This is a genomic window from Marinomonas sp. 63XJN7_9_ISO-PGPR-S23-217 (genome assembly GCF_056173515.1).
Genome location: NZ_CM149678.1, coordinates 2,726,804 through 2,740,508, shown reverse-complemented (window position 1 = coordinate 2,740,508; position 13,705 = coordinate 2,726,804). Strand labels below are relative to the sequence as shown.

Genomic DNA, 13,705 nt, shown 5'->3' with positions numbered 1-13,705 from the left:
ACTTTACTTCTTTAAAACTTAATTTTCTTCCGTGAAAGCAGATAACAGTTCATCCACTGTTAACTCTTCAGTATCACTGTTAATACCAGATGCATTCACGGTTTTAACTGGTTCATCTTGTTTTGCCTCTTGAGGCTTCACGAACACAAAACGGCGTGGACGTGTTGCAGGCTGCGGCGCTTCTTGTTCAGGAAGTAGCCCCAGTCTTTCAAGTTTTCTGTGCGCTTGCTCTTTGCGCTCCTTGGATTTCTTAACAACAAAACGGCGAGTTGATGAGGCTTTGCGAGCTTTGTTCTGCTCTTTCATCATCTCCTTTGAGCCAGTTTTTCCAAGTTTGCCACGCATGCTGCGCGATTTTTTCGTACGAGCCATAAATAACCTCTCTTTCTCGCGCGCATTGTAGCAGTCAAATCCTTAAAGGTCATCATTCTAAGCGATGATTAACAGCTCGTTTTGAAAGAACTGTGCCCGATTTTGCGTTCTTGGCCTACTTTCCCCATTAGGGTTTTTACTTGAGCCATGTCGTTTGCTTTCAGTGCCGTTTCCAACGACTCAAAAACGCCAATCGTATCGTCAATAACTCCTTGGAACGCCTTTTCTTTTTTGGCTAATTCGGCACCCTGTAAGTTCTCTTCTATAAACAGATAAGGTGTTTCTTCACGAGATTTTTTAAATAGCGTAATTATCTTATTAACCCCTTCTGCCGCTGCTTGATTGTCACCAGATTTGATATCAGAACCAACCGTACGCAATTCGTCTCTAATATGATGCATATACCCTTGCAATGGACTTCCATCACAGCCAGCTTGAGCTAAAGAGCTACCCGTAAAAGCTAAAACGGCTAAAGAAGTAAGAAGAAAACGTTTAGACATGTCAGTAATCCTTTTAAATTGATTAAAGATAGAGCAATCATTAATGACTCTATTACTATAAATAGCATAAATGCAGTAAAACAGACCAATAAATAATGAATTAGTTCATATATTTGATCGATATATGTAAGAATATAATCATTTATTTCATGTAATAATTTAATCATATGGTAGAAAATGATTCTCATTCGTATTTTTATGCTTACCCTTTTTGTCTCAAGTATTAGTCAGATTGCGATCGCGAAACCCAAATGCTCTGATATAAATGCGATTCAAGCATCTAATAAGTTGGCAGAAAAGTTGACTGGTGGAAAAGTATTTAAGGAAGGCGAAGTTTTGAAGGTGAACTTGCCAAGCTACACCAAAGAAGTGGCTAGTTATATTTATGTGAAACCCGATGGCCTCTACTATTCCATATTCACACTGGTCAATACAAAGTGCGTGGCTAGATTCATCAAACGTACTAATGGCAAGTACTGAGCTAAAGACAAAAAGCCCCTGTGAGATAGAAAACTCGCTGGGGCTTTTTATGTGCAAACGGAGAAACAAAAAGTTAAGGAAATGAGGCTAGCTCTTTTTAGGCTCTTTTTTACTCTTCTCATTTTTTGAGGATGTCGAGTCCGTTTTCGACGAGTCATTTTGAGTGTCGTCTTCGTCCTCTTCGTCTTCTTCCCCTAATTTAGAGATGGCTTCCAAACGCTCAATGACTTTGGCTGAAATGCTGCCTTCAGGATAATTACCCTCTTCATCTGCTACACCCGGCTCAATACCTGTCAGTAAATGTAGTGCTTCATCGGCGGTAGAAATCGCATATACATGGAATTTCCCTTCTTTTACCGCATCAATAATGTCATCACTTAACATTAGGTTATTGGCATTGGACTTCGGAATAATAACGCCTTGAGTCCCTGTTAAGCCACGGGCGTTACAAACGTTAAAGAAGCCTTCAATTTTTTCGTTGACGCCGCCAATTGCTTGTATTTCGCCGTATTGGTTTAGGGATCCGGTGATTGCAAGGTCTTGACGTAGAGGCACTTGAATCAAGGCTGATAATAAACAGCACAGTTCGGCGGTCGACGCACTGTCTCCGTCCACATAACCATAGCTTTGTTCCATGGCAATTGATGCGGATATTTCAAGCGGATAACGTTGAGCGTATTTATTGCCTAGATACCCAGAGAGAATCAATACACCTTTGGAGTGGATATTTTGCCCCAAATTGGATTCACGTTCGATATCAACGATGCCTTTACCACCCGGATGGACTGTCGTCGAAATACGAGCTGGCGCCCCAAAGTGGCTGTCGCCAATTTGCATGACGGTTAAGCCGTTTATTTTACCCACGGCGGTACCTTCACTTTCAAGCAATACAGTGCCTTCAATGATTTCTTCAATGATTTTTTCACTGACGCGACCAGTACGGTGTTTTTTAGCCTTTAATGCTCTGGCAATATGATCGGCGGTAATTAATTCATCCCGGGCCATTTCACGAACGAAGTCCGCCTCGCCTAGTAATTCAAAAACATCGCCAATTTTTGCTGCCATCTCGCGCTGGTGTTCCGCTAATCGGCTACTGTATTCGATTAGGGCTGCTACACCATCACGGGTTACATTGGCGTATTCTTCTTTGTCAATTCGATCTTTCATGAGTCGCGCAAAGGAAAGCTCTGCTTCTTTAGTGCGCTTGAGGGTGTCATCAAAGTCGACCAACACACGAAACATTTCTTGAAAATCTGGGTCAGCGTCTTGCAATAAGTAGTAAATATCCCGAGAGCCAATTAGGATGACTTTAACTTGTAATGGCAAATCCTGCGGTGACAATGTTGTTGTATTCATCAATCCCATATCAGCGTAGGGATGTTCGATTTTAAGCGTTTTGCTCTTCAGGGCCCGCTTTAAGGCTTCCCACAGATAATGATCTGTAAGCAGCTTTTCGGCATCTAGAATTAAATAGCCACCGTTTGCTGCATGCAAACTCCCTGAGCGAATCAATCGGTAACTTGTGATCAACATCCCTTGATCACTGCTGTATTCTACTTGTCCAAACAAATTGCGGTAAGTCGGATGAGGTTCATATATAACCGGCATACCACCATTGGGACTGTGTGTTACAGCGACATTAGGCAAATACATTTCTTCATACATTTGACGACGGCCGATCTCATCACGGTTGTCCGATGCCTTGTCATCCGCCAGTTGGTCAATAATGGTTTTGTCTAAATCACTGCGCATGGCCTGCAAATATTCCTGTACAGGCGCATCGTCTTGATACTTTTCGAAGAGCCCCGCCATCAGAGGATCCAGTGCTTCTTTTACAGTATTAAGATTGAGTTGGCGTAGCTGTTCATAAGAGGCTCGTTTCCACAATGGTAAGCTCAATAATTCTTCATTTAGCAGCCCTTCTAAATGAGAAACCGCATTTTGGAAATCATCTCGCTCTTCATCACTTAGCCCTGCAAAGTCGTTTTCTTCAATGGCTTTGCCTTCTTTCATGGGAGCAAAACTGACTGAAGATGCGTCACGAAACATGGCTACACCAATTTTGACCGCCACTCTTTCAACTTTATTGATCGCCGCTTCGTATTGCTCGTTAAAGGCACGGTCAATTGCGCCTTTTTGTTGCTGATAAGAGGGATTTTCAAACGCTGCAGGAAACGTGGCCATAAGACCATCAATTAATGAGCGAATTTCTTTTTCAAATTCAGCAGCATGGCCAGGTGCGAATTCAAGGGCTTTGGGGCGATGGCTCTCTGTAAAATTATTGATGTACACCCATTCGTTTGGTGGTGTACGGCGTTTAGCTTCGCTTTTTAAATAGCTGGTTACATAGGAAGAGCGCCCTGTTCCGGAATCTCCCATGGCAAAAATATTATATCCAGGGCGCTGCATTGCAACACCAAATTGAATCGCTTCAACCGCACGCTCCTGCCCTAAGATGCCACTTAATGGCTCGAGATCGTTTAAGGTTTTAAATGGCAGGTGATCCGCTGGTACTTTAGCTGATAGTGCATGGTACGGAAGAGAGGTAACCATATTTGACATTAATGGGCTTCCTTGTAGCAAATAGGCCAACACTTGGTTGACCTGAGAAAGAATCATTTTATCTTTCTAATAATGAATTTTTAAAATATATGTGATGATTTGAGACTACCATTCTTATCTGCTTTACACCTAATTTTTCAGTAGAAAAATAGAAGAAAAGTAAACGAAAATAGGTACTTAAAATAAAGCTGATTAGATCAAATCAAATCTCTATCTATTGGCAAATAGAATGGTCTGCTCTGGGTCGACTTTTGAAAAGACCCGATGAAAATTCGCTGCCGTTGCCTCAAGTAGCGCTTCGTAGCGAATCCCTTTTAAATCTGCAACGTATTGAGCCACATTTGCAACGTATTGTGGTTCATTCTTCTTTCCACGATGCGGGACCGGGGCAAGGTAAGGCGAATCCGTTTCAACAATTAACGAGTCAAGAGGAAGCTTCTTAACGGTTTCTTTAAGCTCCAGAGCTGTTTTGAACGTCACGATACCGGAAATAGAAATCAGGTAGTTTTCATCCACGGCAGCCTTGGCCATAGCATAATCTTCTGTAAAACAATGCAATACACCTGCACTGTTTGGGTTGCTATGTTCACGAATTAGCTGCATTGTGTCGGCTTTTGCGTCACGGGTATGAATAATCACGGGTAAGCCGAGTTTGCCAGCGGCTTTTAAATGATGAACAAAGCTTGTCCTTTGTTTTTCATGAAGTGCGCTGTCTTTTTCGTAAAAGTAATCCAACCCTGTTTCGCCAATGGCAATGATTTTATCATGTTGAGCAAGATCAATCAGACGGTCTTCGCTGGTCAACAGTCCTTCTTTGTGCAAAGGGTGCACGCCACAGCTGGCATAGACTCCTTGTCGATCCGTAAAGCCAATAATGTCATCCATGTCATCTAAATTAACAGAGATGCTAAGTAGCTGCTTAACGCCAGCCTTTGCTGCCGCATCAATCGCGCCGTTTACATCACCGTTGTATGGTGTTAAGTCTAGTTTGTCTAAATGGCAATGTGTGTCAATTAGCATAAAGTGGTTACCATTGGTTCAATTCGTGTGTGAGTTGCATAACCGGATTAAGGTTGGTTTTTGACAGGTCGGATTTTAACCTTTGTAAAGCCTGATAGCGTGTCATCAAAGCTTGAATCCCCATTCTCTGCATGATTTGTGGGTACACTTCAGATAATACGGGATGGATTGTGGCACCAGCAGAATGACAGAGGCATTGATGCAGTATGGCAGCTAATCCATTGCAATAATCAACAATATTAGTATTACTAACCCCTGTCAGTAGCGCCTCGACGGTGGTTGTGCCCTGCATCAGCTCTTTTACCTTTTCTGGCAAGCTGGTGTAGATTCCCGTCTTCTGTTGTTTTTCCAAGCTAAGTAAACGAAAAGGTTGTGTTGTTAGCCAAAATAAAGTGTTAAGGGCCTCACCATCTGGTTGGCTCTGTAACCAACTTTCGACCTCCATTTGGGAAGGAGTTGGTACATTAACCAGTAAACAACGGCTACGAATGGTTGGCATCAAGCTAGTAGATTGAGAACTGGTCAATAAAAAGTAAGTTTGATCGGCAGGTTCTTCTAAAGCTTTTAATACCGCGTTGGAAGCGTTGATATTCATGGCCTGAGCGTGAGTGATCAGTACCACTTTATGGTTACCAACCTGAGGTTTTTGATTAATTTTATTGATGAGCTGACGGATCTGATCCACTTTAATGGTCGCTTCTTCACCATCCAAAAGATAGTAGTCAGGATGCGACTCCCCTGCCATGAGTTCACAGGAATGGCACTGACCACAAGCGACGCCTTGATCGACTTTTTCGCACATTAGGTCTTTGACGAGTTCTTTAGCCAAATGCTCCTGACCAACTCCATCGGCTCCGGTAATAAGCAAGGCATGTGAAAGCTTTTTGGTCTGCTTTAGGCGTTGTACTTGCTTGTGGCAAGCTTGTAACCACGGCGCGAGTTCGGTCATTTCTTGCTCTTGCTCCAGGATGACTGCAGCGCTACTAACTCTTGTTGAATTTGCTGCTTGACGCTCTCCAAAGGTTGGCTCGCATCAATCAACTTCATTCGCTGTGGACTCTGATGGGCTCGCTCTAAAAAGCCTTGGCGTACTTTCTCGTGAAAGAGATGAGACTCTTTATCCAGTCTATCGGAGTGTTTTCTTTGCTGTACACGCTGTTGACCAATTTCTACTGGCACATCAAGTACTAGGGTTGCATCTGTTTGGCAGTTCCCAACTACCCATTGGGTAAGGTGATCTAGTACAACGATATTGCCTCCTCTAGCGATGCCTTGATACACATAGGTGGAATCGATAAAACGATCACTGATGACCCATTTTCCCTGCTTTAAAGCGGGTTCGATTTTCTGGGAAATATGTTGAGATCGAGCGGCAAACATCATTAAAAGTTCCGCCATGTCGTCGACGGTTTCTTCTCTTGGACTCAATACGAGATTACGAATATCTTCCGCCAATGGTGTCCCACCTGGCTCACGAGTCATGACATAATCAATGTGCTGTGATTCTAGCCAGTTTTGAATATACTTCATCGCGGTGGATTTGCCGCTTCCCTCACCACCCTCTAACGAGATAAATTTGCCTCTCACTGTACTGTTTCTCCTTCTTTTTTTGATGATGAAGCGGATTGAGGCTCCGGACTTGAACGATAATCTGCACGTCGTTGTTTTTGATATTCGTCAACCGCTTTATTGTGCTCAGCCAATGTCTTTGAAAAGACATGTGAACCATCGCCTTTGGCAACAAAGTATAAGTCGTCTGTTTTCGTCGGATGCAAGGCCGCGACAATGGCTCGTAAGCCCACATTGGTTATTGGGGTGGGCGGAAAGCCTTTATGTAAATAGGTATTATAAAGTGACTTTGAGCGCAAATCTTTGTAAGTAATCGTGCCATTATAGTCTTTGCCAAGGCCATAAATAACCGTTGGATCCGTTTGTAGACGCATATGCTTGTGCAGGCGGTTAATAAATACCCCAGCGATTAATCCTCGCTCCTCTGGTACACCAGTCTCTTTTTCGATCATAGATGCCATGATTAACGCTTGATAGGGGGTTTTATAAGGTAACCCCTGGTCTCTTGTTGCCCATTCAGCCTCTAAACGTGATTCGAGAAGATGGTGAGCACGCTCTAAAATACGCTGATCGGTTGTGTCGTTATGATACTGGTAGGTGTTAGCGAAAAACAGGCCTTCTGGGTTGCTTCTTTTTATGCCCAGTTTTTGGGCTATTTCGGCATTTGATAAGCCTTCAAGAGTCATTTGTATGTTCCCCTTGGCTTCCATGGCTTTTAGATACTCTTGCAGAGTATTTCCTTCAACCAGTGTGATGGTATAGACAATGGATTTTCCTGAATCAAATAACGCCATCATACTTAATAACGTCATGCCGTTGGTGATTTCATATTGCCCTACTTTGGGGATCCACTCAGGATGAAGTTTCGCAACCACTCGGGTTAAAAAAGGATATTTTATCCAGCCGCGCTGGGCGAGTTTTTCCCCTAAGCCAAACGAAGTGTCTCCTTTTCTGACCTCAAAGACCTGCGGCTGCGCAAGAGTAATTGGTTGAGTGATTTCGTGATAAAGAAATCCTGCCCCGATGGCACAAAAGGTAATGATTATAATAAAGGCTTTGAATAGCCATCTAAGCGACGTCATGAACATCCCTAGTCTGCATTAGTTGTTGAAGTCTTAAGGTATTTTCCCCGATAGGAAAAGAGCGACCTTGAAGAGAAATAACAGGAACAATTCCCATCAAACTGTTGGTAATAAAAATTTCATCGGCTTGTTTCAAAGCCATGAGTGATAACGGACAAATATTGACTGGATAAAGGGTTTGAGACGTAATGATGTGCTTTCGATAAGTGCCTTGCACACCAGCTTTGCTCAAAGATGGTGTCACTAATACACCATTGTGAAAACAAAAAATATTGCTTTGAATGCATTCAATCACATTACCTGAGTAGTCGAGCATAATGTCTTCAAAATGCTTGGCTATGAGGTGCTGTTTGGCTAATACATTTTCTAAGCGATTAAGGTGTTTTAATCCACTTAAATAACGATTGCAGCTTACCTCTATCGGAGAAAGGCCTAGGTGAACGCCATGACGTTGTTCATAGGTATAATCTGGTGCGCTACCTACGCCCACTAGAATCGTATGTTTAGGGGGAGTTGGCGGTAAATAGCCTCGCCCACCTTCACCTCTAGTCACCATGATTTTCACCACAGAGAAATCATCCGTCTCCGCTAATATATCATCGAAAAGAAACTGTTTTAAACGCTGAATCTCTTCTTCCGAAAGTGGCATCCCTAGCTGTTTCAGCCCTCTAGTGAGGCGAGCCAAATGATCATGTAACTGATAAAAGCCGTAAGGCGATGCTTTAATGGTTTCAAATACACCATCTCCGTATGCTAACCCACGGTCTGAGGCAGATACCATGTCATCCTGATAGTAATTAACAAACCACTTCATGAAAAAACGACTCAGAATAAAAAGGGTGATTATAATAGCCTAAAAACGTACATCATCCCAGATTCCACGCCTCTCTTTACTTACGTCTTTTTATACGTAAAGAGTCATAAATAAAAACTAGAGATATTGATAAAACGGGTTTATTTACGGGAAAATATGACAGCGGAGGAAAAAATGGCACGGCTAGGTGATTAACTTACCTGCCAGCTTGCTGTGTACTTTTTATGTTTGATAGGTAATGGCGTCCCGTAGGGGGTTCGAACCCCTGTTACCGCCGTGAAAGGGCGGTGTCCTAGGCCTCTAGACGAACGGGACATAATCCAGTTTTGAGAAAACTGTTTAATAATAAAATGGCTAACCACCCTACTCTAGGATGATATTTTAGCTTTACAAATAAAAAGGCAATGCTTTCTTATCAAAGAAGATAATAATGGCGTCCCGTAGGGGGTTCGAACCCCTGTTACCGCCGTGAAAGGGCGGTGTCCTAGGCCTCTAGACGAACGGGACACAATCAGTTTTGAGAAAACTGTAAACCTATATCTTCACATCTAAGTGAAGATGGAGCGGGAAACGAGGCTCGAACTCGCGACCCCAACCTTGGCAAGGTTGTGCTCTACCACTGAGCTATTCCCGCACTATGATTGCCCTACTTGCTATTCGCATAACACAGTGAACAAACTCTAAATTCTTCTATCAAATACTTAGCAAAAGTTGATAGATAATGGCGTCCCGTAGGGGGTTCGAACCCCTGTTACCGCCGTGAAAGGGCGGTGTCCTAGGCCTCTAGACGAACGGGACACAATCAGTTTTGAGAAAACTGTAAACCTATATCTTCACATCTAAGTGAAGATGGAGCGGGAAACGAGGCTCGAACTCGCGACCCCAACCTTGGCAAGGTTGTGCTCTACCACTGAGCTATTCCCGCATTATGATTGCCCTACTTGCTATTCGCATAACACAGTGAACAAACTCTAAATTCTTCTATCAAATACTTAGCAAAAGTTGATAGATAATGGCGTCCCGTAGGGGGTTCGAACCCCTGTTACCGCCGTGAAAGGGCGGTGTCCTAGGCCTCTAGACGAACGGGACACAAAATCAGTTTTGAGAAAACTGTAAACTTTAGATCTTCACATCTAAGTGAAGATGGAGCGGGAAACGAGGCTCGAACTCGCGACCCCAACCTTGGCAAGGTTGTGCTCTACCACTGAGCTATTCCCGCCCTATAAAACCACCCTACTTTATTCGGGCAATATACTAAATAATGGCGTCCCGTAGGGGGTTCGAACCCCTGTTACCGCCGTGAAAGGGCGGTGTCCTAGGCCTCTAGACGAACGGGACACAATCAGTTTTGAGAAAACTGTAAACCTATATCTTCACATCTAAGTGAAGATGGAGCGGGAAACGAGGCTCGAACTCGCGACCCCAACCTTGGCAAGGTTGTGCTCTACCACTGAGCTATTCCCGCCCTATAAAACCACCCTACTTTATTCGGGCAATATACTAAATAATGGCGTCCCGTAGGGGGTTCGAACCCCTGTTACCGCCGTGAAAGGGCGGTGTCCTAGGCCTCTAGACGAACGGGACACAATCAGTTTTGAGAAAACTGTAAACCTATATCTTCACATCTAAGTGAAGATGGAGCGGGAAACGAGGCTCGAACTCGCGACCCCAACCTTGGCAAGGTTGTGCTCTACCACTGAGCTATTCCCGCATTATGATTGCCCTACTTGCTATTCGCATAACACAGTGAACAAACTCTAAATTCTTCTATCAAATACTTAGCAAAAGTTGATAGATAATGGCGTCCCGTAGGGGGTTCGAACCCCTGTTACCGCCGTGAAAGGGCGGTGTCCTAGGCCTCTAGACGAACGGGACACAAAATCAGTTTTGAGAAAACTGTAAACTTTAGATCTTCACATCTAAGTGAAAATGGAGCGGGAAACGAGGCTCGAACTCGCGACCCCAACCTTGGCAAGGTTGTGCTCTACCACTGAGCTATTCCCGCAAAATACTTTTCATACAGCACCAAAGAGAAGTAAACTACCATCAGTATAATTAGATGGCGTCCCGTAGGGGGTTCGAACCCCTGTTACCGCCGTGAAAGGGCGGTGTCCTAGGCCTCTAGACGAACGGGACATTGATTCACGTCTTGCTGTGTGAGCGGGTGCGTATATTACTGTTACTATTTGGAAAATCAACATTTTTTTTAATAATCTGCTAAGTTAGTAGATTAAACACTTGTTTTACAACAATTTTGTATAAAAATGGAGCAACTATGCTTAATAAACGTCTTATTTTGACTTTTACATTGTCAGCCGCTTTACTCGCTGGCTGTTCAACGACGCACTACATACAAATAGATCCCACTGCAGCTATCCAAAGCGAAAAACTCACTAATAATCGAGTGATTCAAGTCAGTACAACGACAAATATAGGCAACCAAATAGGATCAATCAAAACTGGCTTAAATGAACATGCGGATATATTTACTACTAACGATGTAAAACAAAGTGTTAACCAAAGTATTGTGAATGGTCTTCGCAAGTTAGGCTTTACTTTAGACCAGGGTGTTTTGCCACCGGCGAAAGTCGACGTTGTGATTACAAAAATGAGTTACACCACTAAAGTGGATAATTTAAAAACGATTGCGACGTTAAACTTTGCATTGAATGTGACGGTAACAGCTGGAGATGAAACGTATAAAGCGACATTCGCATCACAAAAAACCGAAGAATACGGAACTCTGCCCTATCAATCTGCTGTGCAAAAAGATATGAATGGGCTAGCGAGTAAAACTGTTACTCGACTACTAGAAGATCAAAGTATCATCAAGCTCCTTCAACAGTAACACCACCCAAGTATTTAAAAAGTTGGGGAGCGCTGTGTGGCCTCCCCTCTTCATTATCCCCTCAGGTTAACTTTATGGAACCTTTAGCTCTCATCTTGAATGCCTCATGCTAAAAGGTCGTGCTACTATTTGACGACAGAATTTACTACGGACTTAAGGTTGCCAGCTTAACGAGGAATTAACGTGCACATTCGAAAGTCAAACAAATTATCAAATATCTGCTATGAAATTCGTGGTCCTGTTTTAAAAGAGGCCATGCGCATGGAAGAAGAAGGACAGCGTATTTTGAAGCTTAACATAGGCAACCCTGCCCCATTTGGCTTCGAAGCACCAGATGAAATTCTCGTCGATGTCATTCGAAATCTTCCAACCGCTCAAGGTTATTGTGAGTCCAAGGGGTTATACTCTGCACGCAAAGCGGTCATGCAAAAATACCAGGCACTCGGGGTCAAATCCTCAGATGTTAATTATATTTGGATGGGCAACGGTGTTAGTGAACTGATAGTGATGGCGATGCAAGCCTTGCTGAACGATGGCGACGAAATTTTGATCCCGGCACCAGATTATCCATTGTGGACGGCGGCAGCAACGTTATCTGGCGGGTACGTCAGACACTACCATTGTGACGAAGGTGCAGGTTGGCAACCGGATTTACAAGATATTCGCTCCAAGATATCCAATAAAACCAAAGCCATTGTGATTATTAATCCAAATAATCCAACAGGTGCTGTTTATGAGAAAGGTATTCTGGAAGGTATCATCGACATTGCTGCTGAGCATGATCTGCTCATTTTCTCTGATGAAATCTACGATAAGATCTTGTATGACGGTGCTACCCATATTCCAACCAGTACCTTAACTGAAGGGAGAGCACCTTGCATAACTTTTGGTGGTCTATCAAAAGTGTATCGAACAGCCGGTTTTCGCTCGGGCTGGATGATCGTCACTGGCGACAGGTCGGGTATTAAAGATTACATCGAAGGGTTGGATATTTTGAGCTCAATGCGCTTATGCGCCAACGTGCCTGCACAGCACGCGGTGCAGACTGCTCTTGGAGGTTACCAAAGCATTAATGAGTTAATCGAGCCAGGTGGTCGCTTATACGAGCAGCGTCGTGTCGCTTGGGAGGCTTTAGATGCCATTCCTGGCGTACACTGCCATAAACCACAAGGGGCGCTCTATTTATTCCCGAGACTCGACCCTAAAATGTATCAAATAAAAGATGATATGGATTTCATTTTGCGTTTTTTACAGGAAGAGAAGGTACTGATTGTACAAGGGACTGGATTCAACTGGCCAACACCGGATCATGTGCGTTTTGTCTTCCTGCCACATATAGAACAACTCACCCCTGCCATGGAGCGATTTGCCGCCTTTTTAGATCGATTAAGAAAGCGTTAACTCTCTGCTTGAATTTCCACCAAACGGCCCTATCATGCTCCTTAACAATCTTTTAAGGAGCATGGTTATGCGTATCATTCTGTTCTTACTCACGAACTTGGCCGTCATGTTGGTGGCTGGTGTGATTCTCAGCTTGCTGGGCGTTAATAACTATATGACCAGTAACGGGTTGAACTTCACTTCGTTACTGATTTTCTGTGGTGTTTTTGGTTTTACGGGGAGTATCATTTCGCTACTGATGTCCAAGTTCATGGCCAAGCGTGGCACTGGCGCGGTGGTGATTGCACAACCAAGCAACCATAAAGAAGCTTGGTTGTTGGATACGGTTGCTCAATTATCAAAAGAAGCGGGCATCAAAATGCCAGAAGTGGCTATTTTTCCGTCCCACGATGCAAACGCATTCGCTACTGGCTGGAACAAAAACGATGCTTTGGTTGCTGTTTCAAGCGGTATGCTTGAACGTTTTCCACCAGATGAAATCAAAGCAGTGTTAGGCCACGAGATCGGTCACGTTGCGAACGGCGACATGGTAACCCTGACTCTGGTTCAAGGTGTGGTTAACACCTTCGTCATGTTCTTTGCTCGTATCGCCGCTTATGCTGTAGATCAGTTTTTGCGCAAAAATGACGACGAAGGCTCCGTTGGTTGGGGGTACTACATCGCTACATTTGTTTTCGAAATTTTATTCGGCATTCTCGCCTCAATGATTGTGATGTGGTTCTCTCGTTACCGTGAATTCAGAGCCGATGAGGCGGGTGCTCGTCTAGGCGGTAAAGGCGCTATGATTGCTGCTCTGGCACGTTTGCAAAGTGAGCACGAAGAGAGTCACATGCCTGATGGTATGGTTGCTTTCGGAATTAATCGCGGCAAAATGCCAACATTGGGGGAGTTGTTCTCAAGCCACCCACCTATCAATGATCGAATTAAAGCACTGCAAGCTTTATAGTCAGATACACAGTTTGATACAACAAAAAACGCCCGATCCGTTGGGCGTTTTTTTTGTTTTCACTTCACGATAGACAAGTGAACAAACGCCCTTAAAGGGCTTGTGTGACGT

General features: G+C 43.7%; 12 protein-coding genes and 14 tRNA genes. 4 read left to right on the top strand and 22 right to left on the bottom strand.

Features of this window, described 5'->3' with window-relative positions:
• Window positions 1-18: 18 nt before the first annotated feature.
• Together AC0VYI_RS12790 and AC0VYI_RS12785 are read right to left on the bottom strand one after the other, a co-directional pair.
• The gene (locus AC0VYI_RS12790; RefSeq protein WP_199478636.1) at window positions 19-372 is read right to left on the bottom strand and encodes a hypothetical protein; all 354 of its coding nucleotides are present in this window, start codon (window positions 370-372) and stop codon (window positions 19-21) included.
• A 68-nt stretch (window positions 373-440) separates the two neighbouring features.
• Window positions 441-872, bottom strand: a complete 432-nt coding sequence (locus AC0VYI_RS12785; protein ID WP_475443319.1) for a cytochrome b562 — start codon at window positions 870-872, stop codon at window positions 441-443.
• A 177-nt stretch (window positions 873-1,049) separates the two neighbouring features.
• On the opposite strand from AC0VYI_RS12785, the gene AC0VYI_RS12780 reads away from it, so the two are divergent.
• Window positions 1,050-1,352 carry a hypothetical protein gene (locus tag AC0VYI_RS12780; protein ID WP_475443318.1) on the top strand — a complete coding sequence of 101 codons (303 nt, stop codon included), beginning with the start codon at window positions 1,050-1,052 and terminating at the stop codon, window positions 1,350-1,352.
• 87 nt (window positions 1,353-1,439) lie between these two features.
• Here the strand turns inward: AC0VYI_RS12780 and AC0VYI_RS12775 are convergent, their stop codons facing one another.
• From AC0VYI_RS12775 to AC0VYI_RS12680, 20 genes are all read right to left on the bottom strand, one after another.
• Window positions 1,440-3,914 carry a Lon protease family protein gene (locus AC0VYI_RS12775; RefSeq protein WP_475443316.1) on the bottom strand — a complete coding sequence of 825 codons (2,475 nt, stop codon included), beginning with the start codon at window positions 3,912-3,914 and terminating at the stop codon, window positions 1,440-1,442.
• A gap of 210 nt (window positions 3,915-4,124) precedes the next feature.
• Window positions 4,125-4,934 (bottom strand): TatD family hydrolase, encoded by an 810-nt coding sequence (locus tag AC0VYI_RS12770; RefSeq protein WP_475443314.1) that lies wholly within the window; start codon window positions 4,932-4,934, stop codon window positions 4,125-4,127.
• Between the two features lie 7 nt (window positions 4,935-4,941).
• Entirely contained in the window at window positions 4,942-5,883 is a 942-nt protein-coding gene (holB, locus tag AC0VYI_RS12765; protein ID WP_199478631.1) for a DNA polymerase III subunit delta', read from the bottom strand.
• Window positions 5,880-6,521: a dTMP kinase gene (gene tmk / locus AC0VYI_RS12760; RefSeq protein ID WP_475443312.1), complete on the bottom strand. Its 642-nt coding sequence runs from the start codon at window positions 6,519-6,521 to the stop codon at window positions 5,880-5,882. Before tmk ends, holB begins: the two co-directional genes overlap by 4 nt.
• Window positions 6,518-7,585 carry an endolytic transglycosylase MltG gene (gene mltG, locus AC0VYI_RS12755; RefSeq protein WP_475443310.1) on the bottom strand — a complete coding sequence of 356 codons (1,068 nt, stop codon included), beginning with the start codon at window positions 7,583-7,585 and terminating at the stop codon, window positions 6,518-6,520. Before mltG ends, tmk begins: the two co-directional genes overlap by 4 nt.
• Window positions 7,572-8,399 carry an aminodeoxychorismate lyase gene (pabC, locus tag AC0VYI_RS12750; RefSeq protein WP_475443308.1) on the bottom strand — a complete coding sequence of 276 codons (828 nt, stop codon included), beginning with the start codon at window positions 8,397-8,399 and terminating at the stop codon, window positions 7,572-7,574. The genes mltG and pabC overlap by 14 nt, the downstream gene beginning before the upstream one ends.
• A gap of 239 nt (window positions 8,400-8,638) precedes the next feature.
• Window positions 8,639-8,714: transfer RNA gene (locus tag AC0VYI_RS12745), tRNA-Glu, on the bottom strand.
• Between the two features lie 116 nt (window positions 8,715-8,830).
• Window positions 8,831-8,906, bottom strand: a tRNA-Glu gene (locus tag AC0VYI_RS12740).
• A 52-nt stretch (window positions 8,907-8,958) separates the two neighbouring features.
• Window positions 8,959-9,033: transfer RNA gene (locus AC0VYI_RS12735), tRNA-Gly, on the bottom strand.
• A gap of 88 nt (window positions 9,034-9,121) precedes the next feature.
• A tRNA-Glu gene (locus AC0VYI_RS12730) sits at window positions 9,122-9,197 on the bottom strand.
• 52 nt (window positions 9,198-9,249) lie between these two features.
• A tRNA-Gly gene (locus AC0VYI_RS12725) sits at window positions 9,250-9,324 on the bottom strand.
• Window positions 9,325-9,412: 88 nt separating this feature from the next.
• Window positions 9,413-9,488 (bottom strand) — tRNA-Glu (locus AC0VYI_RS12720).
• A 55-nt stretch (window positions 9,489-9,543) separates the two neighbouring features.
• Window positions 9,544-9,618: transfer RNA gene (locus AC0VYI_RS12715), tRNA-Gly, on the bottom strand.
• A 43-nt stretch (window positions 9,619-9,661) separates the two neighbouring features.
• Window positions 9,662-9,737 (bottom strand) — tRNA-Glu (locus AC0VYI_RS12710).
• Between the two features lie 52 nt (window positions 9,738-9,789).
• Window positions 9,790-9,864: transfer RNA gene (locus AC0VYI_RS12705), tRNA-Gly, on the bottom strand.
• Window positions 9,865-9,907: 43 nt separating this feature from the next.
• Window positions 9,908-9,983: transfer RNA gene (locus AC0VYI_RS12700), tRNA-Glu, on the bottom strand.
• Between the two features lie 52 nt (window positions 9,984-10,035).
• Window positions 10,036-10,110, bottom strand: a tRNA-Gly gene (locus AC0VYI_RS12695).
• Between the two features lie 88 nt (window positions 10,111-10,198).
• A tRNA-Glu gene (locus tag AC0VYI_RS12690) sits at window positions 10,199-10,274 on the bottom strand.
• Window positions 10,275-10,329: 55 nt separating this feature from the next.
• A tRNA-Gly gene (locus tag AC0VYI_RS12685) sits at window positions 10,330-10,404 on the bottom strand.
• Between the two features lie 55 nt (window positions 10,405-10,459).
• A tRNA-Glu gene (locus AC0VYI_RS12680) sits at window positions 10,460-10,535 on the bottom strand.
• 139 nt (window positions 10,536-10,674) lie between these two features.
• On the opposite strand from AC0VYI_RS12680, the gene AC0VYI_RS12675 reads away from it, so the two are divergent.
• The 3 genes from AC0VYI_RS12675 to htpX all read left to right on the top strand — a co-directional run bounded on the left by AC0VYI_RS12675 (window position 10,675) and on the right by htpX (window position 13,594).
• A complete protein-coding gene (locus AC0VYI_RS12675) occupies window positions 10,675-11,247 on the top strand; it encodes a YajG family lipoprotein (protein ID WP_199476370.1) in 573 nt (190 codons plus the stop codon).
• A gap of 183 nt (window positions 11,248-11,430) precedes the next feature.
• Window positions 11,431-12,648, top strand: coding sequence for a pyridoxal phosphate-dependent aminotransferase (locus AC0VYI_RS12670; protein ID WP_325097283.1), 1,218 nt, complete (start codon window positions 11,431-11,433; stop codon window positions 12,646-12,648).
• Window positions 12,649-12,715: 67 nt separating this feature from the next.
• On the top strand, window positions 12,716-13,594 hold the full coding sequence (gene htpX, locus AC0VYI_RS12665; RefSeq protein WP_199476371.1) for a protease HtpX: 879 nt from the start codon (window positions 12,716-12,718) through the stop codon (window positions 13,592-13,594).
• The last annotated feature ends 111 nt before the right edge of the window (window positions 13,595-13,705 follow it).

Bases quoted from the DNA above. Each gene is read 5' to 3' on its own strand.
- AC0VYI_RS12790 (WP_199478636.1), bottom strand. From the start codon at position 372: ATGGCTCGTACGAAAAAATCGCGCAGCATGCGTGGCAAACTTGGAAAA.
- AC0VYI_RS12785 (WP_475443319.1), bottom strand. From the start codon at position 872: ATGTCTAAACGTTTTCTTCTTACTTCTTTAGCCGTTTTAGCTTTTACG.
- AC0VYI_RS12780 (WP_475443318.1), top strand. From the start codon at position 1,050: ATGATTCTCATTCGTATTTTTATGCTTACCCTTTTTGTCTCAAGTATT.
- AC0VYI_RS12775 (WP_475443316.1), bottom strand. From the start codon at position 3,914: ATGTCAAATATGGTTACCTCTCTTCCGTACCATGCACTATCAGCTAAA.
- AC0VYI_RS12770 (WP_475443314.1), bottom strand. From the start codon at position 4,934: ATGCTAATTGACACACATTGCCATTTAGACAAACTAGACTTAACACCA.
- holB (WP_199478631.1), bottom strand. From the start codon at position 5,883: ATGACCGAACTCGCGCCGTGGTTACAAGCTTGCCACAAGCAAGTACAA.
- mltG (WP_475443310.1), bottom strand. From the start codon at position 7,585: ATGACGTCGCTTAGATGGCTATTCAAAGCCTTTATTATAATCATTACC.
- pabC (WP_475443308.1), bottom strand. From the start codon at position 8,399: ATGAAGTGGTTTGTTAATTACTATCAGGATGACATGGTATCTGCCTCA.
- AC0VYI_RS12675 (WP_199476370.1), top strand. From the start codon at position 10,675: ATGCTTAATAAACGTCTTATTTTGACTTTTACATTGTCAGCCGCTTTA.
- htpX (WP_199476371.1), top strand. From the start codon at position 12,716: ATGCGTATCATTCTGTTCTTACTCACGAACTTGGCCGTCATGTTGGTG.